Source organism: Steroidobacter gossypii (assembly GCF_016801985.1).
GTDB classification, from domain to species: domain Bacteria; phylum Pseudomonadota; class Gammaproteobacteria; order Steroidobacterales; family Steroidobacteraceae; genus Steroidobacter; species Steroidobacter gossypii.
This window is the reverse complement of record NZ_JAEVLS010000003.1, coordinates 377399-402957: the sequence shown is the minus strand read 5'-3', so window position 1 is coordinate 402957 and position 25559 is coordinate 377399. Positions and strand designations below refer to the sequence as shown.

21 protein-coding genes are annotated in these 25559 nt (G+C 61.9%); 3 read left to right on the top strand and 18 right to left on the bottom strand.

What is annotated here, in order from left to right; all coding sequences use genetic code 11:
• Positions 1-18 precede the first annotated feature (18 nt).
• Together JM946_RS15675 and rfbB are read right to left on the bottom strand one after the other, a co-directional pair.
• The gene (locus tag JM946_RS15675; protein WP_203168283.1) at positions 19-1074 is read right to left on the bottom strand and encodes an MraY family glycosyltransferase; all 1056 of its coding nucleotides are present in this window, start codon (positions 1072-1074) and stop codon (positions 19-21) included.
• Between the two features lie 270 nt (positions 1075-1344).
• Positions 1345-2442, bottom strand: coding sequence for a dTDP-glucose 4,6-dehydratase (gene rfbB / locus JM946_RS15670; RefSeq protein WP_203168282.1), 1098 nt, complete (start codon positions 2440-2442; stop codon positions 1345-1347).
• Positions 2443-2960: 518 nt separating this feature from the next.
• Between rfbB and JM946_RS15665 the strand changes: the two genes are divergently transcribed.
• Together JM946_RS15665 and JM946_RS15660 are read left to right on the top strand one after the other, a co-directional pair.
• Entirely contained in the window at positions 2961-4040 is a 1080-nt protein-coding gene (locus tag JM946_RS15665) for a glycosyltransferase family 4 protein (RefSeq protein WP_203168281.1), read from the top strand.
• The gene (locus tag JM946_RS15660; RefSeq protein WP_203168280.1) at positions 4037-5218 is read left to right on the top strand and encodes a glycosyltransferase family 4 protein; all 1182 of its coding nucleotides are present in this window, start codon (positions 4037-4039) and stop codon (positions 5216-5218) included. The genes JM946_RS15665 and JM946_RS15660 overlap by 4 nt, the downstream gene beginning before the upstream one ends.
• Before the next feature lie 8 nt (positions 5219-5226).
• Here JM946_RS15660 and JM946_RS15655 read toward each other — a convergent pair whose 3' ends face one another.
• From JM946_RS15655 to JM946_RS15590, 14 genes are all read right to left on the bottom strand, one after another.
• Positions 5227-5979 (bottom strand): FkbM family methyltransferase, encoded by a 753-nt coding sequence (locus tag JM946_RS15655; RefSeq protein WP_203168279.1) that lies wholly within the window; start codon positions 5977-5979, stop codon positions 5227-5229.
• Positions 5980-6131: 152 nt separating this feature from the next.
• Complete coding sequence (locus JM946_RS15650; protein ID WP_203168278.1) at positions 6132-6743, bottom strand: hypothetical protein; 612 nt, start codon at positions 6741-6743, stop codon at positions 6132-6134.
• An 85-nt stretch (positions 6744-6828) separates the two neighbouring features.
• Positions 6829-7584: an FkbM family methyltransferase gene (locus JM946_RS15645; RefSeq protein WP_203168277.1), complete on the bottom strand. Its 756-nt coding sequence runs from the start codon at positions 7582-7584 to the stop codon at positions 6829-6831.
• A gap of 10 nt (positions 7585-7594) precedes the next feature.
• Positions 7595-8620, bottom strand: a complete 1026-nt coding sequence (locus JM946_RS15640; protein ID WP_203168276.1) for a glycosyltransferase family 4 protein — start codon at positions 8618-8620, stop codon at positions 7595-7597.
• Positions 8617-9993 carry a hypothetical protein gene (locus JM946_RS15635; RefSeq protein ID WP_203168275.1) on the bottom strand — a complete coding sequence of 459 codons (1377 nt, stop codon included), beginning with the start codon at positions 9991-9993 and terminating at the stop codon, positions 8617-8619. The genes JM946_RS15640 and JM946_RS15635 overlap by 4 nt, the downstream gene beginning before the upstream one ends.
• Positions 9990-10895 (bottom strand): glycosyltransferase family 2 protein, encoded by a 906-nt coding sequence (locus JM946_RS15630; protein ID WP_203168274.1) that lies wholly within the window; start codon positions 10893-10895, stop codon positions 9990-9992. The genes JM946_RS15635 and JM946_RS15630 overlap by 4 nt, the downstream gene beginning before the upstream one ends.
• Positions 10892-11767: an alpha-1,2-fucosyltransferase gene (locus tag JM946_RS15625; protein WP_203168273.1), complete on the bottom strand. Its 876-nt coding sequence runs from the start codon at positions 11765-11767 to the stop codon at positions 10892-10894. Before JM946_RS15625 ends, JM946_RS15630 begins: the two co-directional genes overlap by 4 nt.
• A gap of 47 nt (positions 11768-11814) precedes the next feature.
• Positions 11815-13086, bottom strand: a complete 1272-nt coding sequence (locus JM946_RS15620; protein ID WP_203168272.1) for a lipopolysaccharide biosynthesis protein — start codon at positions 13084-13086, stop codon at positions 11815-11817.
• A gap of 73 nt (positions 13087-13159) precedes the next feature.
• Entirely contained in the window at positions 13160-14035 is an 876-nt protein-coding gene (locus JM946_RS15615; protein ID WP_218042891.1) for a Wzz/FepE/Etk N-terminal domain-containing protein, read from the bottom strand.
• Between the two features lie 83 nt (positions 14036-14118).
• The gene (locus tag JM946_RS15610) at positions 14119-17055 is read right to left on the bottom strand and encodes an SLBB domain-containing protein (RefSeq protein ID WP_203168270.1); all 2937 of its coding nucleotides are present in this window, start codon (positions 17053-17055) and stop codon (positions 14119-14121) included.
• A gap of 125 nt (positions 17056-17180) precedes the next feature.
• On the bottom strand, positions 17181-18122 hold the full coding sequence (gene fcl, locus JM946_RS15605; protein ID WP_203168269.1) for a GDP-L-fucose synthase: 942 nt from the start codon (positions 18120-18122) through the stop codon (positions 17181-17183).
• A gap of 15 nt (positions 18123-18137) precedes the next feature.
• A complete protein-coding gene (gmd, locus tag JM946_RS15600; protein WP_203168268.1) occupies positions 18138-19226 on the bottom strand; it encodes a GDP-mannose 4,6-dehydratase in 1089 nt (362 codons plus the stop codon).
• A 108-nt stretch (positions 19227-19334) separates the two neighbouring features.
• Complete coding sequence (gene pgi / locus JM946_RS15595) at positions 19335-20981, bottom strand: glucose-6-phosphate isomerase (RefSeq protein WP_203168267.1); 1647 nt, start codon at positions 20979-20981, stop codon at positions 19335-19337.
• Between the two features lie 88 nt (positions 20982-21069).
• Positions 21070-22077, bottom strand: a complete 1008-nt coding sequence (locus JM946_RS15590) for an NAD-dependent epimerase (protein ID WP_203168265.1) — start codon at positions 22075-22077, stop codon at positions 21070-21072.
• Between the two features lie 105 nt (positions 22078-22182).
• Between JM946_RS15590 and JM946_RS15585 the strand changes: the two genes are divergently transcribed.
• Entirely contained in the window at positions 22183-22599 is a 417-nt protein-coding gene (locus JM946_RS15585) for a four helix bundle protein (protein ID WP_203168263.1), read from the top strand.
• Positions 22600-22634: 35 nt separating this feature from the next.
• Here the strand turns inward: JM946_RS15585 and tviB are convergent, their stop codons facing one another.
• Positions 22635-23918 (bottom strand): Vi polysaccharide biosynthesis UDP-N-acetylglucosamine C-6 dehydrogenase TviB, encoded by a 1284-nt coding sequence (gene tviB / locus JM946_RS15580; protein ID WP_203168261.1) that lies wholly within the window; start codon positions 23916-23918, stop codon positions 22635-22637.
• Between the two features lie 135 nt (positions 23919-24053).
• A complete protein-coding gene (nhaB, locus tag JM946_RS15575) occupies positions 24054-25553 on the bottom strand; it encodes a sodium/proton antiporter NhaB (RefSeq protein ID WP_203168259.1) in 1500 nt (499 codons plus the stop codon).
• Between the last annotated feature and the right edge of the window lie 6 nt (positions 25554-25559).

The window sequence follows — 25559 nt, the reverse complement described above, 5'->3', positions numbered from 1 at the left end:
CCCATCTGGTCGGAACGCTCAGCGGCGACGTTGTCTCCACAAGGACATGATGGCACTCGCCGCCAGCCCTTCGTTCGCCGAAGGCGTCGGGTGCCGGCGTCCGAGGACCAGGCTGCTGCCGAAAACGACGTGATAGATCACCAGCATCGACAGCCAGGCGAGCAGCAACGCGCCGTCCGGAATGCCGAGCCGGTAACCGCCGACGCCTATGGCGGCGCTGATCGCGGCGCCCAGCAGCACCGTCTGCGCCACTTTGCGTGAGCTCAATCCGTGCCGACGCAGCACATGATGCAGGTGATCCGAATCGCCATGGAACGGCGACAAGCCATTCATCATCCGCCGCAGCATACTGCTGAACAAATCGAAGATCGGCAGCGCGAAAATCCATAGCACCACCACCGGAGTGAACACGGGCTGGGGCCCCTGCGACAGGTCAATCGCGAGCCACGCCAGCAGGAAACCGAGCATGGTGCTGCCCGCATCGCCCATGAAGGCCCGCACCGACTTGGTCCGCTTGGACGGCCAGTTGAAAATCAAGAAACCGATCAGACAGCCGATCATGCTGACGATCAACGGGATGAAACCCATCTGCCCCGCCATGACACAGGCGAAGCCCATGAACACCAGCCCCATCAGCGCCTGTGCGCCCGCGACTCCATCGCTGCCATCGAACATGTTGAAGGCGTTGATGGCGGTCAGCACGATGGTGATGGTGAAGAGGTCCGAGAACCAGCCCAACTGCACCACCTGGCCGAAAAACACCGGGCCGATGTGGGTCGCCACCACGTTGGCGCCGCCGACCATCAGCAGCGCCGCGCAGGTCTGGCCGATGAAGCGCACCGGCGCAGGCAGATCGAAACGATCGTCCAGCACGCCGATCAACACCAGCACCGCAAGGCCGGCGATCAGGTAAGGATAGTCAGGCAATGCCTGATAACTGTAAATGCTGCTGATCAAAAAGCCTGCAAACATGGCCAGGCCGCCGATGACCGGGATATCGCCGATGTGCATCTTGCGCCCGCCGGGTCGGTCGATCAGCCCCACACTGCGGGCAAATGGCCGTAAGGCGAACATAAACAAAACCGTGACTAGCAGCGGCAGCGCGAGCCCGAGTATTCGCCCTGGCATGTTTTCCCTTTACCTAAATTGGCCGGACATGGTTGCTATACTTTTGTCAAGAATGCACGCATTGGCATCCTCGCCCTTTATTTCGCGACTCTTCCGCCGGCCTGAATGGCGCATTGTAGCTCAGGCGATACAAATAGAAATATGTACCGCAGCGTATACTGCAAAACTTGGCGGCAAAATGTCACGCTGTCGGCACTTGGAAACAGTTGGCGCGTGTTACCCGCTGCGCTCCGAGTCGACCCGGTAGCTGCCGTCGAACACGGCGCGCCACCAAGACTCGTGCTGCAGATACCAGTTCACGGTTTTTACTATTCCGGTTTCAAAACGTTCCCGAGGTGTGAACTGCAACTCCGTCTGGATCTTGGTTGCGTCGATGGCGTAACGCCAGTCGTGCCCCTTCCGGTCCGTGACGAATTGGATCAGCTCGCTGACGGGTCGCCCCTGTGCCGCTGGACAGCGTGGAAAATGACTCCTCAACGATGAATCCTCACTGAATTTGACATCCAGCAGCGCACACAGGTGGGTGACGATGTCTATATTCCGCCATTCGTTGCAGCCGCCCACGTTGTATGTCTCGCCCACCCGACCCCGCTGCAAGATCGCATCGATGGCCGCGCAGTGATCTTCGACGTACAGCCAGTCGCGAACGTTTTCGCCGCGCCCGTACACTGGCAGCTTTTTGCCCTCCAGAGCGTGCACCAGCATGAGTGGAATCAGCTTTTCCGGAAGCTGAAACGGACCATAATTGTTGGAGCAGTTGCTGGTCGTGGCCGGCAACCCGTAGGTATGGTGATAAGCCCGCACTAAGTGATCGGAGCCCGCCTTGCTGGCCGAGTACGGCGAGTTCGGCCGGTAAGCCGTAGCCTCAGTGAAGGCCGGCGCCGCGGAGGTGAGCGAGCCATACACCTCGTCGGTCGAGACATGATGGAATCTCACATCGGCGCGCACCCGCCCTTGCAGACTCCACAACGCACGTGCACTCTTCAGCAGCGCGTGAGTGCCCAGCACATTGGTTCGAATGAATTCATCGGGCCCAGTGATGGATCGGTCGACGTGCGACTCAGCCGCGAAATGCGCCACGCAGTCGATGTTTTCGTCACGCATGAGATCGCCGACCAGCTGTGCATCGCAGATATCGCCAATCACGAAGCGATACTGAGACGAGCCTTCCGCGGCGGCCAGATTCGATCGATTGCCGGCGCAGGTCAGCGCGTCAAGCACCACGACCCGGTCTGCCGGATGATGCTGCAGCCAATAGTGAACGAAGTTGGCGCCGATGAAGCCAGCGCCACCAGTGACCAGCAGATGCCTCAAGCGGCCAACTCCTTCAGAACCTTTCGCAGGTTCGTCCGCCGATGCACTGGCTGCAAGCCCGGCTGCTCGAGCGGGTCTCGCGTATCCAGCTCGTTGCATGAAGGACGAGGCGCCGGGTCGGGTATCGTTCGATAGACATGGGCATGCTGGCGACGTACTGAATCGAATCTAAAGCGCGCTTGTTCGTGACAAATCTCAACCGCAAATCGTACCAGCTTGCGAACTCCGGGATGGGTGAAATGCAGGCGGCCTGAGAGCCAGCACCGGTCGGTGGGCCAAACCTGATCGGCGAGCACGCCTTGCTTTGCCCATAGCCCGCTGAGTTGCACATTCAGGGGACGGCCTGCATAATTTTGCGTCAAGAGCGCCAACATTGGATCTACGTCAGCTGGCAACCAGCCATCGGATCCGACAACTCGCGGCCACCGGCGCCCCGCTCCCAAACGATCAATATACGGGCTTCGAGTGATTCACTAGGTGCGTTACTTCTCTTCGCGCAAGATGCACGGGCGCGCCGAATGACCGTTGCAATCGATGCCCGCTGGATGATCGGGGAGTTCCGCGGGATGGGGCACTACGCTAACGCCCTCGTCGAGTCCGCCGACCGCAGCATCGTCAAGCTGCTGCCAGGCAATTTCCCCGAGAGCGGCCCCGATACGGTGCGCAGGGGCTGGGGGTTCTTCCCATACTGGGAGCAAAGCGTGCTGCCCGGACTGTGCCGCCAGTTCAACGTGACACAGCTCGTGTGTCCCTACAACACTGCCCCGATTCATCTGCCGCCCGGTGTGCGCTTGGTACTGGTTGTGCACGACTTGATCTATCTGGAAAGCTGGCGCCGCGTGCCCCGCTCCACGTCCATCTACCAGACGCTCGGCCGCATCTATCGGCGGTGGAACGTCCCCCGGGTCGCCCGGTCCGCGCACCGGCTGATCACGGTGTCCGAGTTCAGCCGTAAAGAAATATGCGAGCGCTTCGGATTGCCCAGGGATCGAGTGCAGGTCATCCCCAACAGCCTGTCGGATGAATGGTTCATCGGCGCACCGCTGCCGGCTTCGCAGCGAGCGGAATATTTATTGACCGTCTCTGGCGAAGCACCACACAAGAACCTGAGCACCCTGCTGCGAGCGTTCGCCCAGCTGCGTTCGGCCGCGCCAGATAGCGCGTTGACGTTGCGAATCGTCGGCGTCAAAGCATCTCAACAAGCCGCGTTCAAAAGCCTCGCCGCACACCTGAACATCGCTTCCAGCGTGGTGTTCGAGCGGTTCCTGGAAGCGACAGCGCTGCGTGAGTTGTACCAACGCGCGCGACTCTTCGTGTTCCCTTCGCTGATCGAGGGTTTTGGCATTCCCGTGCTGGAAGCAATGGCGAGCGGGACGCCGGTCGCCTGCAGCAACAGCAGTTCGTTACCCGAGGTGGTCGACGGCACGGGTTGGCTGTTCGATCCTGCGAACGCGGAGCAAATGAGTGCGACGCTGCAGCTCGCGCTGGGCGACGAGTCGAAGCTGCAAGCGGCGGCGCTGGCTGGATTGCAGCGCGCCCAACGATACCGACGCAGCGCTGTCACCAACGAGATCAGAGAGTTCTGGCGTACCCTATGAGGGCTCGTAAACGCATCCTGGTGCTCACACCTCGATATCCCTATCCGGTCATCGGTGGCGATCGCCTGCGGATTTACGAGATCTGCCGACAATTGGCCCAGCGTCACGAGTTGACGCTGCTGTCGCTTTGCGAGACTCGCGAAGAAATGGACGCCGCGCTGCCGACCGACGGCATCTTCACTCGTATCGAGCGTTTCCACCTGCCCAAATGGCGCTCCTTTCTCAACGTGATGAGCGCGTTGCCCACCCGCGTGCCGCTGCAGGTCGCCTACTACCGATCGACAGCGTTCCGGCAACGCATCCTGCAGTTACTGCCCGAGTTCGACTGCTGTCTCGCTCATCTGATTCGCACTGGCCACTATGTGCGCCAGGCCAGGATTCCAACAATTCTGGAGATGACCGACGCCATTTCGATGAACTACCAACGCGCGCGCTCCTTGTCCAAGGCACGGCACCTGCGGGCATCGATCTATGCGGTCGAAGCATCACGCCTGCTCGAATACGAACGCGAGGTCATGAACGAATTCGACCTGGTCACCCTGGTGGCGGACACGGATCGCGATTTTCTGCTGAATGGCACCCATCGCGCTCATGTCCTGGTGTGCTCCAACGGCGTCAACCTGGACGCCATGCCGTTTCAGGACCGCCGTCAGAGCGAACCCGTCATCGTGTTCATCGGCAACATGGCGTCCGTGCAAAACCTGGATGCCTGCACCTACTTTGCCGAACGCGTCATGCCGGTGATTCGCAAGTCCATCGATTGCCGGTTTCGCATCATCGGCCGCATTTCTGGCAAACATGCCGCGCGCCTGCGCAGCTACCCTGACACCGAGGTTTGCGCGAATGTCGGGGACGTCGCAGCCGCGGTCGGGCAAGCCCGTGCCGGGGTCGCACCGATCCGGGTCGGCGCCGGCATCCAGAACAAGATTCTCGAGTATATGGCGCTCGGGCTGCCGGTGGTCAGCTCATCGATCGGATTGGAGGGATTGGCCGCCCATCCGGGCCGCGACATCCTGTTGGCCGACACACCCGAGCAATATGCCGCGCAGTTCTCCAAACTCTGGAATGATCAGACACTCGCCTCTCAGATCGGCCGCGCAGGATTCGATTACGCTCGGGAAAACCATTCATGGCCCGCGAAACTGGCGCCGCTGATCGAACGCATCGAGACATTGTAGGACCGCGGCTATCGCGACGATGCAGCCGAGTAGCAGTGCACGCCACTCACCGTAAGACTCAGCTGGAAGCCCTGCAGGGCAAACGTCTGCTGACCTTCGATATAGATGCGACGGATGTTCGCCAGCACACGTGGCGATAGGGCCCGCATGAACAGCGCCTCCGCGCCTTCGATGTCGATCTTCAGGAGATCGATCGTTCCATGGCGATCGATGACGTCGCTTAGCACCGCCTCCGCCGATACGCACGGGAACTGCCGCAACTCCCCGTCCTGGCACTCCACGCCGCTGTAGCGGCCCGTGGGCTCGACGTGAAAGCTGATCGTGCCGGCGTCGGCGGCTACAGCCGCTTCGGTCAGAGTCCAGCGGCCGTCGAACGCCGCGAGGTTGCGACGGAAACGCTCGATGTTTGTCGCCAGCGGCTCGAAACAATACACACGGGCATCGGCACGACGCGTCAGGAAATAGGCGGCGCTGACGCCGATGTTTGCTCCGAAATCGACCACGACCCGAGCGTCGTCGGCACGGTAGCACTCCAGCCCGAAAATCTCCTGAACCGTGAAGCAATCCTCGTGCTGGTACAACGTCAACGCCACAGGGCCGGTCGGAGTGCGTATGCGGCATGAGTATGGGTAGTCGCCCCTCCCGAGAACGTAGCGCTTGACGAAAAACTCGCGCCAATCGCCATAGATATGAGAATTGGCGAGCGACACATAGTGCTGCGGCTTGGTGACGGCGCCGAGAATTCTTGTAATGGAGCGCATCCTGGTCCCAGTGGTTGTTATGAGAGCTACGCTGGCTGCGACGCGCCCGCGTCGCATGACTTGACGTTTCTTTCGCACATTCGGGGGCGCTTGCCTCGAACTGATAACTGGGCCGGAAGTCGGCGATAGAGAGCTCGGCTAGCGCACGCTATCTAGCCCCTCGCGACGAAGATGTCGTGCTCGATGTGCCAACCGAGCTTTTGCTCATTCGCCCACTGCACCAGAATGTCCACCGGAGGGTAGCCGGCGCCTTCGGGCAAGTCGGGATTGAACAGTCGGATGTCATCCACCTGCACGCACAACTTTCCAAATCGCCCGCGGTTCTCGGCGATGACCTTCAGCTCCTCCACGATCGGGGTGGTCTGCGTCCCCTGAAACGTGATGCCACCGGAGTAATGACCGTCCAGCCAGAAATTCACGTCGCCGCTGATGGTTGGCAGCAGGCTCGGGAAAACACTTTCGCTCGTGCCGTTGATGATTTCGACATTGGCGACATTGCTGAAACGCCGCTTGGCATTCGCGAACAAGGTGGGCTCGGGCTCGATGCTGTAGACCTTGGAGCCATGCTTGGACAGCAACCGGGTGGTGTCGCCCAAGTAGGTGCCGGTCTCGACCCAGGTTGCGTTGGGGAAACCATTTCTGATCACGCAGGCCTGCTTGATGTGATGCGGACTGGGCGCCGCGTACCCCCGCCTGCGCCAATCCGAGTACGACACCAGGCGATTCCGAATGCGGTACGCGGAGGTGCGAATGAAATCTTTCATGATGCCTTGTTCGCCATAGCGGGCGCGATTCTACATGCGGCGGTCCTGCGACGCCACGCCGCCCCGGCTCAGTCGCCTGTCGGAGTCATCGGGCAGCTTTTACGGCGATGTAGTTGGTCGTGGAAAAAAACTCATCGAGCTCACGGTATCCGGAAATCGACTCCGCCCCGAATGGCGTGATTCGATAGATCGCGAAGCCGCGATCCTTGAAGAAATACCAGAAATCCTGGAAGTACGTGCGCGTATCGATATTGCAGCCGCCGAACTCGAACTGCAGCACCTTGACCGCCTCGATGGCGGATCCAAAACCGTTGAGAGCAGCCAGCTCATGCCCTTCGATATCGATCTTCACCAGATCCAGTGCTCGACTGTCGAGGCGATTGCGCCAGTAATCCTCGAAACGAATCGTCTGGATCGTTTCTGTGGTGTCGAATGGAATATTGAGGTGGTCCAGTTTGCGTTGAGTCAAACTTCCCAAACCGGAGCCAGGCTCGTTCGAAAACAGCACGGCGTCCCCGGAACGATCGGAGACCGCCAGCGGAATCAGCGTGACCAGCGGATCATGTTTGAATCGCTCGGCCAGTTTTCTCAGGTTGGTCGCCGAGGGTTCGAATGTGTGGATCTCCAGATTCGGATTGCGCCTTCTGAGCTCGGCGGTATAGCTGCCGACGTTGCCACCGATGTCGACGGCCAGTTTCGGCTCGGCCGTGAGAAAGCTTTGCAGCAACTTGACTTCTTGCTGGATAGTCGCCGTTCCATACCCCTTGCCTTGAGCATGGGCGGCCGCTCTCTCCAGTCGATGAAGCAGCTTGAAAAAAAATGAGGGGGGACTTGAGCTCATGGCTGTCTGTTTACAAGAGAAGATCCGGTCCGCGGCCGCTTCGGGCAGTCCGCTCGGCAGCCTCGATGAAATGCGTCGTCATCGTATCCACGCTGAAACGCCCGCGTATCGTCGTCAACGCGTTTCGGGCCAGCGCCAGGCGGCTTGCGTCGTCATCAGCGAGCTGCAGCAGCCTGGCGCGAATTTCGTCCAGGTTGCCTTTCGGCACCAGCGCACCGTTGTGTCCGTCGATCACCAGCTCAGTCAAACCGCCGACCGCGTAGCAGACAACGGGGATCGCCAACGCCATGCATTCCAGCGCCGCAAACGGCAGCGCCTCGTTGCGCGAGAGCATGAGCAACGCGTGACAATCGTGCAACTCGCGCGCCGGATCACGGGTGAACCCCGTCCAGGTGATGCGCTGGTCGAGCCCCAGCCGCTGGGCATGAACTTTCAGCTCCGACGCTGCCGGACCGTCACCCACGATCTTTAGATGAAACAGATCGGGCAAGCGCGCCAACAGATCGATAGCCGCGCGCTGGTTCTTGTTCTCGTTGACCGTACCGACCATGGCCAGATTGAAGCGTGCGCCGGCGTGGCGCGGCGTGGGTTGCGCGTGCTCGATGGGCGCAACTCCGTTGTACACGGTGACAATCGGACGGGAAGTAAATCCGTCGGGCAGGCTGGAGCGGCACACTCGCACGAGCAGATCCACACGCAACAGGAACAACTTCAGCAATAGTGGACGCAACCAGCGCTTGATGGCGATCGTTTGATCGTCACCGATCGAGCTGTGATGCACCATGATCGACGGCCCCTGCATGCCCGGGCGCAGTCCCCATCGAAACAGCGTGCCAGCGCCATTGAATACGCGAATCACCGGGCCCGCAGAATGCGAGACCGGCAGCTGCAAGCTGCGTAGTTCCTCGGGTGCGCCGTGCTTCAGCGTCACCAGCTCCACTTCGTGCCCACGCCTGCGCAATTCCGGGATCAGCAGCGCGAGGTATCGCTCTCCGCCGCCGAATGTCGCCGCCGTGCTATAGAAGCAGAACTTCATGCGCCACTGGTCGCTGGCACGACCTGCTTGCCTTTGCGCCAGGTCCCTGGGATGAAGCGCATGACCTCGTGAGCGATCATGAAATACAGACCGAGCCGGAAAAACATCGCAATCGGCTCGTACGCAACCCAGCGCGGGCAGGTTGCGAGCAGCAGGATGGACAGTAGCATCATGCGCTGCGAGCGAGCTCGCTCATACAAACGAAACAAACATGCGATCAGCAATCCGGCGATCATCACGCCGAAATGCCCGCCCCAGAAATAATAGTGGCCGGCGATGAAGCCGCCGCCGCCACCGGGCAGTTGCGTCAAGTCCTGGGCGGCCAGAGTGCTGTGCCAGTTCTCGGGCAGCCAGTTGCCCGGCAGAAAGCTTGCCAGCATAGCCAGCCACAGCGATGTGGCGCGCTCGAACCACGGGATCTGCCCGTCGAACACCGCGTTCAACACGTTGTTGCTGGTATAGAACACCTCGGTCTGATTGGAGCGCACCTGGTCTCCCGCCATCACGGTGAACAGGCTCTGCAGATCCGAGGCGCCCGATTTCATGAAGCCCAACGCCTGCAGCAGCATGAAGCCGACGATCGAACCCAGCAATACGTTACGAAAAGACATCCAATGCGCGAAGTGCAGAGCCGTAACGAGCAGCGTCATCTCGAGCAGCTGCACGCGGTAACCGCGCGTGAAGCAGAAATAGAAGTAGTAGCCAATGCAGGCGGCATAGCAGGCCCGCTGAAACCAGGTCACGGAAATGACACGGCCGATGACGATCAGCACCAGAAAGTACTCGAGCGCGCCACTTTGCGACTTGAGATTACTGATATAGATGTCGTAATTGTCCTGGCCGCTCACGTTGACGATCGCCTCGCCTCGGAATGTGAGCACGATGAACGCCGCCACGACGAACCAATACAACGTGCCGAACGTGCCGATACTGCGGACCCGGATCAAGCTGGGCGCCGGCAACGCCACGCTGCCGACGGGCTGTTCCTGCTGAGTCAGCGCGGAAAACAGCGCGAGCCAGACCAGGAAAACGGCCATCACCGCCCAGGTGCGCAGGAAATATACGGTGGACACATTGTCCAGGTAGGGAACGATGGGGATGTCCCACAGGAAGTACGGCAGCGGTGCGAGATAGTAGGTGAACATGAAGATCAGCACGCACAGAATCGGGCCGCTGCGCCTGTATATTCGCAGCAGCAGCCCGCCGGCGATCAGGATCGCGATGAGCACCGCCACCCACAGCGAACCCGACAGCCACTGATCGGAAAGAAACGGCGCGAGGCACAGCAGGTAAGCGGCCAGCAGCAGCATGGCGACAGCCGGGCTCAACCTGAGCTTGATCGACTCGAGGATCGACGCCAGTGACGAGTTCATCGCGGCGCTCCGGCGCGCATCATGCGGAGACTCACCCGCAGCAGCTTGGCGAGTCGGCTGATCCGCTGGCGGGCGAGCCGCAGATCCGCAGCCCGCTCCAGGTGCGCTCTGGCTTGTACCCATTCACTGCCATGCATGTATTGAATGCCGACCAGGTAATGCTTGAACGCCACGACGGCCTTTATTTGCGCAGGATCGAAATGCGGCTCGTACCTCGCGAACATCTCCTGGAAATAGCCGGCGTGGCTCAGGAAAGTCGAGCTCCGGCTGTTGGGCGTGATTTGATAATGTCCCAGGATCCGATCCACGAATTCGAAGCGTGCCCCGTGCAGCGCCACCTTGGCCCAGAAGTCGAAGTCCTCGACCGTGGCGGGACTATGCTGCATGCCCCCCACCCTCCCATATAACTCCCGCCGCACCAGCGCCGAGGAAGCCGGGATCGGGTTGCCGATGGTCAGCAGGTCGTACAAGGCGGCTCGCGCTGACAGCGTATTCCATCCGATGACGCGCCGGTGCACCCCATAGCCTCGCTCGTCGCACACGCTCCGCAGCTTATGGTAGACGACCTCCGAGCGTTCGAGTGCTGGATAAACGGCAGCGAGTTTGCTGGGCTCCCACCAGTCGTCCGCATCGAGCAGCGCAATCCAATCGCTGCTGGTGTGCTCGACCGCGACGTTACGAGGCCGTGCCGGGCCACCGGAGTTCGGGATACGCACGCACCGAAGCGGCAACCGGGACTCGAAGGCGGCAATGACCGCGGACAGATCCTCTTTCGAGCCGTCGTCGCAGACCACAACCTCGTTGGCCGGCCGCGATTGCGCGGCGACGCTTTGCAACGCGCGCAGCAGGTCGTCCGGCCTGTTGTAGGCAGGAATGACTACCGCCACGGTCGGCGAGCTCATCCCACCCTCTGCCAGCGCGTCGGCACCACATCCCTATCGGGTGCGTGGCGAAACCACTCGGCGGGCGCGATCACGCAGGCATCCGGATTGCGGTTCAACCAGGCGCCCCACCAGCTGAACGAGCTGTTGGCGATGACATTGTGCCGGCAGCGGCTCATCAGCACCATTTCCTCGTGGGGCTGCAACTGCATCGCTCCAGAAACAATGGTGAGATCCCGCCCGAACAACGCCCGGTTGTCGGCGACCCACTGGGGATCGTCGGTGAATACAAAGTACCTGGGTCGGCTCACGCGCTGCTCGAGCAAAGCCATCCCGGCCTGGTAATAGGCAGTGGAGCACACACCATGAAACGCGTGAGCTGCGGGATTCGAGACATAGTCGCCGCGACGGATGTGCAGGCTGACCGATTGTTCTGCCTGTACCTGCTCGCTGGCTCGAGCGAGTTGTGCAGAATCGACCGTCGAAATCTCCTCGAGCAGCAATTCCCTGATGTGAGAAAAATAGCGCTCCGATTGCCAGAAACCTTCCAATAGCAGGGAGCCGCCTGACTCCAGCGCTGCCGGCTGGTAGCCCGGTCCCCGCTCGATGAGGTACTTGCGCCCTCGCAGCCGTACGCCACACCGCGCAAGCCAACGATCCCAACGCGTCGTCGGCAGCCCCGCACGAACAGACTCTTCCGCGCTCATCAGCCGAGCGACGGTTTTGAAAGGCGTCAGCTCGTAGCTTCTCGGCGTGATGGAGGCGTGACGAGTGTTCAATAACGTGGCATCGAGCAGCAGCTCGCAGCCGTACTTGTGAGCTACGGCTCGCCCCACGGCATATTGAAATAGCTGGTTGCCCAACCCACCATTCAAGCGAACGATACAGGCCATGATGTGCTAACGCCCGACTCGCGGGAAGAAAGTTCCACACATACGTTTCAAGAGGCCCGGCATGACCTGCGCAACATCCACCTGACGTTCATGAGTATTCCTATCGAATTGTTCGCGATCCAGCCAAACGCCGCGCCGAGCAGGCCCCAGGCATGGATCAGGAACGGCGTCATGCTGAGCGCCAGCAGCAGCGAGCTCACGTTGACCACGAAGATCTGGCGGCTCTGGCCCAGCACGATCCAGCGCTGATAGCTCACTTGATAGATGAGATTGAACGCGCTGCCGACCAGCAACAGACGCAACACATCGCGAACCTCGGCGAAGGTTGCATCGTTGTTGAGCCACAGCTGCACCAGCCACTCTCCGATGGTCAAATAGCCCACGGCGGCGGCCAGCAGCACCAGTAAAACGCCGCCCAGCAGCTTTTTGCACAAGGCATGCAGCCGGGCCGGATCGACCGAAGCCAACGCCAGGGTCGGAGCCACGGACAAGATCAGCGGCGTACTCAATTGCAATGAACCATACGCGATCGCGGCGGCGACGCTGTACACACCGAGATCATGCAAACTGACGAGGCGGCTCAGATACACCTTGTCGACCTGCAGCGCCATGATCCCGGCGATCACCGCGATAGCCAGCTTGGCCGCGGGTCTCATCACGGCGTGGACGCCGGGCCAATCGATACCGAGCCGAGGACCCGCGAAACGGAATACTCGCGCAGCGAACCAGCCACGCACCGCCAGCTCGATCAGTCCGATCGTCGCGTGACTCAAATAAAGATACGTGAGATCGCGAGTGCGCATGACTACGACCACGCCGATTCCGTGCTTCAGCACCGAAAACAGCGCAAGCTGGACATTGAGAGCGACATGCCGCCCGCTCGCCAGCATGGCGCTACGGTAAAGCGAATTCGGTATCTGCGTCAGCGCGAGCACCGCGGCGAAATAGATGGTCGCGAGCGCCGCATCCGTCAAATCCGCCGGTACCCGCAGCCAGCCCTCGACCAGCCATTGGCTCGTGCCGACCAGCGCGACACCGCCGATCGCACCCATGCCCCAGTAGTATGCGACCAGACCGGGCCAGACGCGGGACGCCTGCGACAGGTCGCGGTGTCTGAGCAACGTGAGGTCGCGAACCACGCGCTGGGACAAGCCGATCTCCAGCAAGCTCACCAGCGTTGCCAGAGTGGTGGCGAAGCTCACCAGGCCCCACTGCTGCGTACCCAGGCTGGCCAGGTACAGAGGCAAGGCGATTATCGGGCTGGCGGCAGTGATCAGCGCGCCGGAGTAGTTGGCGACGATGTTCTTGCCAACGCTCACGTCACTCGCCGCCCTTGGCTGCAGGCGCCAATCAAGAGCGTGCCGGCGGGCCGGCTTGCAGCATCCGCTTTCATCAATCCAACGGTCGGTTTTGTGGCCGCAACAGATGCCGTACGCACAAGCCCAACACTGAAAGGAACAGACCACCCGCGAAGCCGGCGGCAACCCATTGCAGACGCTGCGGAGACGTCTTGCGCTCGGGCACGAAGGCAGGATCGATCACGCGCAACGCATACTCCTCGGTGCCTCGAGCCAGCATCACGTTACGGATCTCCGATTCCAGCACCGAGTAGATTGCCGAGCGCACCTGCACGATGTCGGTCTTCTGGGCCTGCTCGCTCAGATATTCGATGTGCCGCTCGGACTCGACGATCGCCTTGTTGCGCAGGTAGTCGTTGGTGACCTTGATCATGCCATTGGCCCAGCGGGCCGCCAGCTCCGGATCGGTCCAGACGATCTTGAGGGTCACCATTCCGCTCTTGCGATCCTCGACCACGGAGCGGACGCGCTTGTCGAAGAACTCGTTCGCTTTCCACAGCGTTGGCGTGTCCTCCGGATCGGTGCGCCACTTGCGATTGGCGGCGTCCCATTTCTTCTCGAACAGCACCGGCAACAGGTCGTTGTCTTCGATGTACTGCTGAGTCAGCACGTCCGACTGCAACACCGCGATGGTCTCGGCCTTGTCGTTGTCCGCGCCCAGCGTGATGCCCGCCATCGCGGCAAAACCTCCCAGCGAGGACGCCAGCGAGCCCATCTTGTCGCTGCGACCGCTCTTGTTGCTCACCGGAGACACGGTGACGGTCGCCGTATATTTCTTGGGCAGCACCGATGCGATCACGCCCGCCGCGACCGCGAACACGATCGTGGTGGCGATGATGACCCATTTACCCCGCCACAGGATCGCAATCAATTCCTGCAACGTCACCTCGTCACGCCCTGCTGTCGTCACAGAATCCTCTCGTGCACCGGCAGGTCCCTGGGTATTACGGATCGTGCCGTCCACCGCGCCATGCATGCTCATCGCCTCCTTCGTCAGAAGGAGTTCACGGCGGCCGCCGAGATGGCCAGGTTGTAAATGATGGAGGTGACCGCGCTCCAGAAAGGCAGCGGGCGCATACGCTCCGTATCCAGTGGCACGACCACGGTGTCGCCAGGCTTGATGGCCACGCCACCGCCGTTGAACCACGCACCGCCAGAACGGGTCACCACGCTGCCATCCGCCCTGACGACATAGACCCGGTCCTCATCCGCGCGCGGCGTGACTCCACCACTCATAGCCACGTAGTCGTCACGTCCGAGCTCCGCTCGGTACAGATGCGAGGTTGCGCTCTGCACTTCGCCGATGACCGTGACTTCCTGCGTGACCCGCGGGATCAGCAACGTATCGCCGTCTTTCAGAACGATGTCGTGCTCGGAGCCGGGCCGCGCGCCGGTGGTCCGATTGAGGTCGATGACCAGACGTCCGACGGGCTTGGCATTGCGCAATCCTGCCAACAGGGATTGCCCGACCGCGAGCGCCTGGCCCGCATCCTTGCCGGTTTCCTGCGCAGCCATGAGCGACGCCTGGGCCAGATCCGACTCCATGCGGGTGGCCAGCGTCGCCAACTGTTTGCGCTCGCGCTCTTTGAGCTCCTCACGCGTGAACACCGCGCCCTCGGCAAAGGCCAGATCCGTCAGGCCGCCGGCGCGAGCCATCACCGAGCGCAGCGTTTCACCGCGGTGGATGGGATAGCGCCCGGGGAAACGAACTTCGCCGCGAATCTCGACTTCTTCCTGCGAGGCCCACTGCGGCACTTCCTTGATGACCAGGTAGTCGAACGGACGCAGCGCCAGGTTGGCCGACGGATCGCCGTTCAAGGCCTGTCGCAAATCGATTTCGATCAATTCGGCTTGTCGCGCGCCGTTGCTCCCGACCTCGTAGCGCATGAGCTCGGCCTGCGCGCCGTACGCAGCTTCGTCGAGACTGCCACCCGCGCGCAGCAGGTCGGTGACGCGCATTCCCGGCTCGAGCGGATAAGTCCCGGGCACCTTGACCTTGCCGGCGATCTTCACTTCCAGGCTCGGCTCGTCGATTCGAGATTGCATGCGCAGCTCGCGCAGCAGGGGCTCGATGATGCGATCACGTCCCGACTCGCGATCGAAAACGTAGATGTGATCGCGCGGCGCGAGCTCGAAATTGGCGGCGCTGTTGGGATTGTTGAGGGCCTGCTCCAGATCGGCCGAGAACACGCGAATGCCTCGATCGCTCGGTATCTCACGACGCACCAGGATATAGCGCTGATCGGCATTGGGCTGCAGCTCGTCCAGCGTCGGCAGCACATCGGTCAGGCGCATGCCGGGCCGATATTGATATTCGCCGGGTCGATGCAGATGACCCGAGATCACCACCGACTCTTCCAGGGTCGGGCGGATCGAGGGGACGCGCAAGGTATCGCCACTTTGCAGGGTGCGGCTCTTGCCTTCCGCGGACGCCAGATTCACCCCCACGGTCACCCGCTGGCGCTGCTCGTTAACACGTTCCAGGGTGGCGAGCGTGGGATCCGCTTCGGGCAACAGACCGCCGCCCAGCTGCAACAGTTGCGCAGTCGTGGTTTCGTTCTTCAATTCATAGATGGCGGGGCGCCGCACTTCACCGGCCAGGCCCACCGTCGCGCCCACCGGTGGAATGAAGATCACGTCTCCCGGCAACAGCCGCACGTCGCTGCTGGTGTCGCCGTTCAGCAGCAGGTCGTACAGGTCCAGGGTGACGACCGTGCGGCCTGCCCGCTTCAACTGCACGTTGCGCAACGAACCGATCTTCTTCACACCGCCGCTGAAGAACAGCGCATTGGTGATGGTGGACAGGCCGCTGACCGTGTAAGAGCCCGGCGTTTCCGCGTCGCCCAGCACGAACACGCGGATGGAGCGCAGCTCGCCCATGTTGACGCTGACCTGGGTGCCGATCATTTGCTCGCGCACGCGGCCTTCCAGATCGCGACGCACGTCGTCGAAGCGTCGGCCGCTGACCGTGATCGGGCCGAGCTCGGGGAAATTGATCTGACCGTCGCGGCCGACCACCAGCGAATAGCGGCCCTTGGTGCTGCCGATCAGCTGCACCTGCAAAGCATCGCCGGGGCCGATCACGTACTCCGCTGGCACGGGCACGTCGGTGGCGGGTGCAAAGGTCGAAGTCGTGCCGGCGAACAGGTCGTAGCCAAACGGCTTGAGCGCCTCGGTGCCCATCGGTTTGAGCGGCAGCTGCACCACACTCACGATGAACTCGGCCAGACTCAACTCCGAGGCCAGCCGTTGCGTCGCCTCCTCGGCGGTCAGCCCGGCCAGTGGGATGGGGCCGAGCTCCGGCACGTTCAAAATGCCCCACTTGTCGAGCTTATATGGATTGCGACGCAGGACTCGTTCGCGAATGCTGTCCAGCCGCCCGATCTCCTCGAGCGAGCGCTCCAGCGGCTCGATCGAGGGCTGCTGAGAGCCCGCCGCGCCGTTCTGCCCGGCGCCTTGAGGCAGTTGCATCTGTCGGCCGCCCGGCATCGTTGCCTGGCTCTGCTCCCGCTCGCGGCGCTCACGTTCCTCGATCTCCGGAGCGCGGCGCTTGTACTGCCGGACTTCCATCGTCAGCAGCACGGTATCGCCACCTTTCAGGCGGCGCGGCCGAGGCGCGCCCGTCGCAGTGGTCGCTTCCGAATCCTCATCCTCGGCGGCGCGACGCGGGCGGACGGTTTGCGGAAACTCCAGCCGACGATCCGAACGGACGCCGCTGTTACGGGGGAACGATGATGACGATGAGCCGCTGCCGCCCATGGCCTCGAGAATGGCCTGCTGCTGCTCCGGCGTCATGTTCTGGAACATTTCGATCTGATCGGCGCTGGGCGTCTGCGCGAACGCAGGCGACAGCCAACCGACGCTGAACAGCATGCACAGGGCGATGGCGGCCCACCGCAGAGGATGGGTGGCAAATCTGGATCTAAACATCAAGGCCGCTTTGACGAATGGTGTTCCCTGCGACGAGGGCGGCAAGTTTACACAGATCGTTGCAGGGATGCGATTGATTGTGGGCGCGCGCAAGCGCCTGCCGCGCGCTTTTTACTGCGACGGCATCAGTGACGGTAATCGGCTTGGTGCTTCAGGAACCATTCATATGTCATGGCGATGCCTTCGCGCAAGGGAATTCTTGGCGCCCAGCCCTGCGCCTTGAGCCTTGTCACATCCAGCAGTTTGCGCGGAGTCCCGTCCGGCTTGGATGTATCCAGCCGCAGCTCGCCCTGGAAACCCGTGACGTCCTGCACGATGCCGGCCAGCTCCCGGATCGATACATCCTCGCCCCAGCCGGCGTTGATCAACTGCTCGCCGTCATAGCGCTGCATGAGAAATAAACATGCGTCGGCCAGATCGTCGACGTGCAGGAATTCCCGTCGCGGCGTGCCGGTGCCCCACACCACCACCTCCTGCTCGCCCCGCACCTTGGCCTCGTGAAACTTCCGGATCAGCGCCGGCAGCACATGCGAATTTTGCAGATCGAAGTTGTCGCCGGGCCCATACAGATTGGTCGGCATGATGGAGATGGCGTTGAAACCGTACTGGCGCCGGTAGGCCTGGCACATCTTCAAACCGGCGATCTTGGCGACCGCGTACCACTCGTTGGTCGGCTCTAGCGGCCCGCTGAGCAGACAGTCCTCCGGCATCGGCTGTGGCGCATGTTTCGGGTAGATGCAGCTGGAGCCCAGGAACAGCAGCTTGCTCGTGCCGTGCCGATAGGCCGAGTCGATCACGTTGGTCTGGACTTGCAGGTTGTCGCGGATGAAGTCAGCGGGAAAGGTGCTGTTGGCGTGGATGCCGCCGACGCGGGCGGCGGCCAGGAACACGTACTGGGGCCGGTGCCTGGCGAAGAACTCATTCACCGCGGCCTGATTGCACAGATCCAACTCAGCGCGCGAGCGCGACAGCAGATTGGAATAACCGTCGGCTTGCAGTCGACGCACGATGGCGCTGCCGACGAGCCCGCGATGACCGGCGATGAAGATGCTCGCGTCTTTGTTCATGAAACGGATGGCCTGTTATTCGTGGCGCTGATAGGTGCGGAAACCTTCGCGCGCCACCAGGGCATCCCGGCGCGCCGCATCCAGGTCGGCCTCCACCATATCTTTCACCAGCTCCCCGAAGCTCGTCTCGGCGCGCCAGCCGAGCTTCTGTCGCGCCTTGCTGGGATCGCCGAGCAGCGTATCGACTTCGGTCGGCCGGAAGTAACGACGGTCGATGCGCACGACGGTGCGCCCCGAGCTCAGATCGACGCCCTGCTCGTCCACGCCCTGCCCGCGCCATTCGATGTTCATGCCCAACACCGCGCCGGCTTTCTCCACGAACTCCCGCACCGAATGCTGTTCGCCCGTAGCGATGACGAAATCCTCCGGCTCGCTCTGCTGCAACATCAGCCACTGAGCCTTGACGTAGTCGCGGGCGTGACCCCAGTCGCGCAGCGAATCAAGATTGCCGAGGTACACAGCGTCCTGCAGGCCTTCCTTGATGCGGGCCAGGCCGCGAGTGATCTTGCGAGTGACAAACGTCTCGCCACGAATCGGCGATTCATGATTGAACAGGATGCCATTACACGCGTAGATGCCGTAGGCCTCACGGTAGTTCACCGTGATCCAGTAGCCATACACCTTGGCGGCGCCGTAGGGCGAGCGTGGATAGAACGGCGTCGTTTCCTTCTGCGGCACCTCTTGAACCTGCCCGTACATCTCGGAGGTGGAGGCTTGATAGAAGCGCGTCTTCTTCTCCAGCCCGAGGATGCGAATGGCTTCGAGGATGCGCAGCGTGCCCAGCGCGTCCGAGTTTGCCGTGTACTCCGGAGTCTCGAACGACACGGCGACGTGGCTCTGCGCGGCCAGGTTGTAGATCTCGTCGGGCTGCACCTGCTGGATGATGCGGATCAAGTTGGTGGCATCGGTGAGATCGCCGTAGTGCAGGAACAACTTGACGTTGGCTTCGTGCGGGTCCTGGTACAGGTGATCGATGCGATCCGTGTTGAACGAGGACGCACGGCGCTTGATTCCATGCACCTCGTAACCCTTGCCGAGCAGCAGCTCAGCCAGGTAGGCGCCATCCTGGCCGGTGATTCCCGTGATCAAAGCCTTCTTGACCAAACAAAACCTCACAACGTAGACGTACGGGCCAGGCCCGCGCGCATTCTAATGCAAACAGCCGTGAAAAAACGTCGGTGAACCCAGGCGCGCGCGGCGTGACCCTGTCGCCTAATCCCGCCACTTCGCTACATGTTGCAGCAGATTCTTCAGCGCCGGTTCAGCTCCCGCCGCCGCGTCCGCCGGCTTCTCCAGCGCCGGCGTGAGCGAGTCCGCCAGTTTCTTGCCAAGCTCCACGCCCCACTGATCGAAGGCGTTGATGCCCCAGATCACGCTCTGGGTGAACACCTTGTGCTCGTAGAGCGAGATCAGGCGGCCGAGGGTCTTGGGCCCGAGCCGCGGGAACAGGATCACGGTGCTGGGGCGGTTGCCGGTGTGCAGTTTGTGAGGAATGAGCCGAGCGATCTCGGCTTCGCTGACGCCCTTGGCCTCCAGGTCCTGACGCACTTGCGTCTCGGTCTGGCCGAAGGCGAACGCCTGGGCCTGGGCGAAGCAGTTCGCCAGCGCCAGGTTTTGCTGTTGTTGAAATGGGCTCGAGGCATTCACCGGCGCGATGAAGTCCAGCGCCACGCGCGCCGTGCCCTGATGCAACAACTGAAAGAACGAATGTTGTGCGTTCGAGCCCGGCTCGCCCCACAGCACCGCGCCGCTGTCATAACTTAGCGCCTCGCCCTGCAACGTCACGCGCTTGCCGTTGGACTCCATCTCCAGCTGTTGCAGGTACGCCGGGAAGCGATGCAGTCGCTGGTCATAAGGCAGCACCGCGAGCGAATCGAGCCCGAGGAAGTTGCGATTCCAGACGCCGAGCAGGCCCATCAACACCGGCAGATTGTTTTCAAACGGCGCGCTGCGGAAGTGCTCGTCCAGCTCGTGGCCGCCTTCGAGCATCAGCTCGAATTGATCCATGCCGAGCGCCAGCGCCACCGACAGGCCCACGGCCGACCACACCGAATAGCGTCCGCCGACCCAGTCCCACATCGTAAAGCGGTTCTGCGGCGGAATCAGGAACGCGTCCATGGCCTTGCTGTTGGTGGACACCGCCGCGAAGTGCCGCGCCGGCGCGCCCTCGCCCAGCCGATCGACGATCCATTGCCGCGCCAGTTTCGCGTTGGTGAGCGTTTCCAGCGTCGAGAATGTTTTGGAACACACGACGAACAGCGTGCGCGCCGCATCGACTTTTTCCAGCACATCGCCGAGCTGCACGCCGTCGATGTTGGAGACGCAGTGCAGACGCAGATTGCGGTTGCGATATCTGGCGAGCGCCTCGGTGGCCATCACGATGCCGAGATCGGAGCCGCCGATGCCGATGTTGACGATGTCGGTGAAGGTCTTGCCGGTGTGGCCGTGGATGCGGCCGCCGTGAATGCCTTCGACGAAGGTGCGCATCTTCTCGAGGCTCGCGCGCACCTCGGGCATCACGTCCTGACCGTCGACCAGGATGGGCCGATCGGTGCGATTGCGCAAAGCGGTGTGCAACACCGCGCGGTTCTCGGTGGTGTTGATTTTTTCGCCGCTGAACATCGCGTCGATGCGGCCGCGCAAGCCGCGCGCATCGGCGAGCGCGATCAGCAGGCGCAACGTTTCGGCGTCTACGCGCTGCCTGGAAAAATCGAACAGCAGGTTGAGCTCGGAGGTGCGCGAGAAGTTGACCGCGCGCTGTGGATCGCTCGCGAACAGATCGCGCAGGTGCCGATCTCGCATGCTCGCCGCGTGTGCTTCGAGCGCCTGCCACTCAGGCGTCGTGTTCGCTGGCGTCATGGGAAATCCTCCTGAGGTAGCTGTTCGGCACGGCAATGGTGCCGGAGGCTACCTCACCGAGAACGCAGGGTGAAGCTCTTGTGGGCGGCTACTTGCCGTAGTAGCCGACGTACCACTCGATGAAGCGACGCACACCCTCTTCCACCGGCGTGGCCGGCTTGTAGCCCACGGCCTGCACCAGATCGGCCACGTCCGCGAACGTATCCGGCACGTCGCCCGCCTGCAGCGGCAGCAGGTTTTTCTCGGCCTTCTTGCCCAGGTTGGTCTCGATGCACTCGATGTAGCGCATCAGCTCCACCGGCGCGTTGTTGCCGATGTTGTAGAGCCGGTAAGGCGCCTTGCTGGTGCCTGGATCCGGCGCATCGCCGCTCCAGTTCGGGTTCGGCTGCGCCACGCGATCCATGGCGCGCACCACGCCCTGCGCGATGTCGTCTACGTACGTGAAATCGCGGCGATGGTTGCCGTAGTTGAAGACGTCGATGGGCTTGCCGGCCAGGATGTTCTTGGTGAACAGGAACAGCGCCATGTCGGGGCGGCCCCAGGGACCATACACCGTGAAGAAACGCAGGCCCGTCACCGGCAGCTGATACAAATGCGCGTAAGTGTGCGCCATCAGCTCGTTGGCCTTCTTGGTGGCCGCATAGAACGACAACGGATGATCGACGTTCTGGTGCACCGAGAATGGCATCTTCGTGTTGGCGCCGTACACCGAGCTGGTCGATGCATACACCAGATGCTCCACGCCATTGTGGCGGCAGCCCTCCAGAATGTTCGCAAAGCCCACCACGTTGCTGTCGATGTAGGCCAGCGGATTCTGGATCGAGTAGCGCACGCCGGCCTGCGCGGCGAGATGAATCACGCGCTGGAACTTCTCCTGCTTGAACAGCGCCGCCATGCCTTCACGATCCGCCACGTCCAGCTTCACGAATCGGAAGTTCGGCGACTTCTGCAGGATCGCCAGCCTCGCCTGCTTCAACGACACATCGTAGTAGTCGTTGAGATTGTCCAACCCGACGACCTCGTCGCCGCGGGCCAGCAGAATCTGAGCGGTGTGAAAGCCGATGAAGCCGGCGGCTCCGGTGAGAAGGAGTTTCATAACATGCCTAGCCGATGTCGATTGATAAAAGGCCGCCAATAACTCGACGGATGTCTACTTTGTCGCGGCCTCGCAGGCCGCGCGCCCGCCGAACATTCGTCGCGCATGGATAAAATCGTCAGTCACAAGGACCTGGTTGCCTGGCAAAAAGCCGTGACGCTGGCCTGCAAAGTCTACGCCGCGAGCCGACAGCTGCCCAGGGACGAACGCTTCGGCTTGCAAAGCCAGCTGCGGCGCGCCGCCGCTTCTATACCCTGCAACATCGCCGAAGGTTCCGCACGACGCAGCCGCGCGGAATTCCTTCAGTTCTTGTACGTCGCGCGAGGCTCGCTCGCCGAGCTGGAGACGCAGTACACGATCATCAATCGCCTGGCGCTGCTCGGCGATGCGGGCGCGACCCTCGAGGAGATAGCTCACGTCGGGCGCCTGCTCAACGGCTTGATCCGCAGCCTTGTCACATCAGGCCGTACGGCACATGCCAGAGCGTGCACGCCGACAGTTCGTCGATCAGCCGCTCCTTGACCGAGCCACCAACTACTCAGCCGCCAGCTACCAGATCAGAGTCGGCCATCGACCTCATCCGCATCAAACACGTACTTGATGTCGTAGAGAACATGCGGCTTCTTCGCGAACGAGCGGATCTGCTGGATCCCCATCTCGCGAAACTGCTTGTGCGCCACCGCCAGCACGATGGCGTCGTACTTGCCGGGCTGCGGCTTGCGGATGGGCTTGATGCCGTATTCGTGCTCGCACTCCTCGGCGTCGATCCAGGGGTCGAACACGTCGACCTTGGCGCCGTATTTCTTCAGCTCGGCCACCACGTCGGCGACCTTGGAGTTGCGCAGGTCGGGGCAGTTTTCCTTGAAGGTCAGGCCCATCACCAGGATGCGCGAGCCGTTCACGTGGATGCGCTTCTTGATCATCAGCTGCGCGATCCGCTCGGCGACGTAAATGGCCATGTTGTCGTTGATGCGGCGGCCGGCCAGGATCATCTCGGGGTGATAGCCGATCTCCTGCGCCTTGTGCGTCAGGTAATACGGATCCACCCCGATGCAGTGGCCGCCCACCAGGCCCGGGCGGAACGGCAGGAAGTTCCACTTGGTGCCGGCGGCTTCCAGCACTTCCTCGGTGTCGATGCCGAGGCGGTTGAAGATGAGCGCCAGCTCGTTGATCAGCGCGATGTTCACGTCGCGCTGCGTGTTCTCGATCACTTTGGCCGCCTCGGCCACGCGAATGCTCGAGGCCTTGTGCGTGCCCGCCTTGACGATGCTGCCGTAGAGCGCATCGATGAAGTCGGCCACTTCGGGCGTCGAGCCGGAAGTGATTTTCTTGATGGTGGTGAGTCGATGCTGCTTATCGCCCGGGTTGATGCGCTCGGGGCTGTAGCCCGCGTAGAAATCCTTGTTGAAGGTCAGGCCCGACAGGCGCTCGAGGATCGGCACGGCCACCTCTTCGGTGCAGCCCGGATACACGGTGGATTCGAACACCACGATGTCGCCCTTCTTCAGCACCTGGCCGATCAGCTCGCTGGCGCGCTCGATGGGCGTGAGGTCCGGTCGCTTGTAACCGTCGATGGGCGTGGGCACCGTGACGATATAGACCTGGCAGCTGCGCAGATCTTTCACATTGGTGGTATAGCTGAGCCGCTTGGCGGCCTTGAGCTCGGCCGGCTCCACTTCCAGCGTGCTGTCCCGGCCCTTCTTCAGCTCGGCGACCCGCGCCGCCTTGATATCGAAACCGACGGTATGGAACGACTTGCCGAACTCCACCGCCAGCGGCAGGCCGACGTAGCCCAGACCGATCACACCGAGCTTGCATTCGCGCAGACTAAATTGAGACATAACAGTCCGAGGTCAACCTTGAGAGAGTGCTAAACGGGTTGAACGCCACAAAGGGCGCAAGAATGCCACAGAACCGTTGTCGAAATAGAGACATGGCTCTAAAGGGCAGCGTTCGCGCCGCTGTCGGATTCCTTGTCAGAGCAGGTACAGCACCGCCCACAGTCCGCTGAGCGTCAAGGTGATGGTGTATGGCAACGCCATCCATACCATCCGCCCATAGGAAAGGCGGATCAACGGCGCGACCGCCGAGGTGAGCAGGAACAATAGCGCCGCCTGGCCGTTCGGTGTGGCGATGCTGGGAATGTTGGTGCCGGTGTTGATGGCCACCGCCAGCCGGCCGAACTCGGCGGCGCCGATCGCCCCTTCCAGCAAGGCGGCCTTCACTTCGGTGATATAGATGGTGGCGACGAAAACATTGTCGCTGACCGCGGACAGCAGGCCGCTCGCCAGATAGAAGATGGCCGCCCGCGCCTCGCCCGGCTGATACAGCGCCCAGCCCACCACCGGCTCGAACAGATGCTGATCGTGGATTTGCGCCACGATCACAAAGAACACCACGATCAACGCGGTGAACGGCAGCGCCGCTTCGAAGGCCTTGCCGAGGCGCTGCTCTTCGGTCACGCCCGTAAATGCGGTCGCCAGCACGATCACCAGCAAGCCGATCAAGCCTACTTCGGCCAGGTGAAACGCAAGCGCGAAGACCAGGATCACCGCCGTGATCGCCTGCACGACGATGATCGCCACATCGCGCGGCGTGCGCCGCGCCTGCTGATCGCGATCGTACGCTTCGAGCACCTGACGGACCGCATCCGGCAGGCGCACGCCGTAACCGAACCATTTCATTCGTTCGATCGTGAAACAGGTCAGGATGCCGACTACGAACACCGGCAGCGCCACCGGCGCCATTTGCAAAAAGAACTCGATGAAGGTCCAGTCGGCCTGCTCCGCCACCAGCACATTTTGCGGTTGGCCCACCGGAGTCATCACACCGCCGAGCACTGTTCCCGCGCCGGCATGCATCAGCAGGCCGCGCAACACGGCGCGAAACGCATCGAGATCGGAACGATGCAGCTCACCGACATGCTCATCGGCCGAGCTGTCATGCGCATCCTGATGCGTCTTGCCCGAAGCAACCTTGTGATAAACCTCGTAGAACCCCGTCGCCACCGCGATGACCACCGCCAGCACCGTGAGCGCGTCGAGAAAGGCGGCCAACACCGCCGGCACCAGACAGAACAGCAACGCGAGCGCCAGGTTCGAGCGCACCTTCAGCAGCAGCTTGGTGAAACAAAACACCAGCATTTCCTTGAGAAAGAAGATGCCGGCGATCATGAAGATCAGCAGCAGGATGATGGGAAACGCGGTGAGCGTGTGCTGATACACCGACTCGGGCTGGGTCAGCCCCAGCAATACCGCTTGCAGCGCGAGCAGGCCGCCGGGCTGCAACGGATAACACTTCAACGCCATCGCCAGCGTGAAGATGAACTCCAGCAATATCAGCCAGCCCGCCACGGTCGCGCCATGCGCTCCGCCCAGCAGCAGCACCACTGGATTGAGCACGAGGAAGACGACGATGGCGAGTTTGTACCAGCGAGGCGCGTGGCCGAGAAACAGGTGCTGGTACGCTTGCAGCATGAGCGA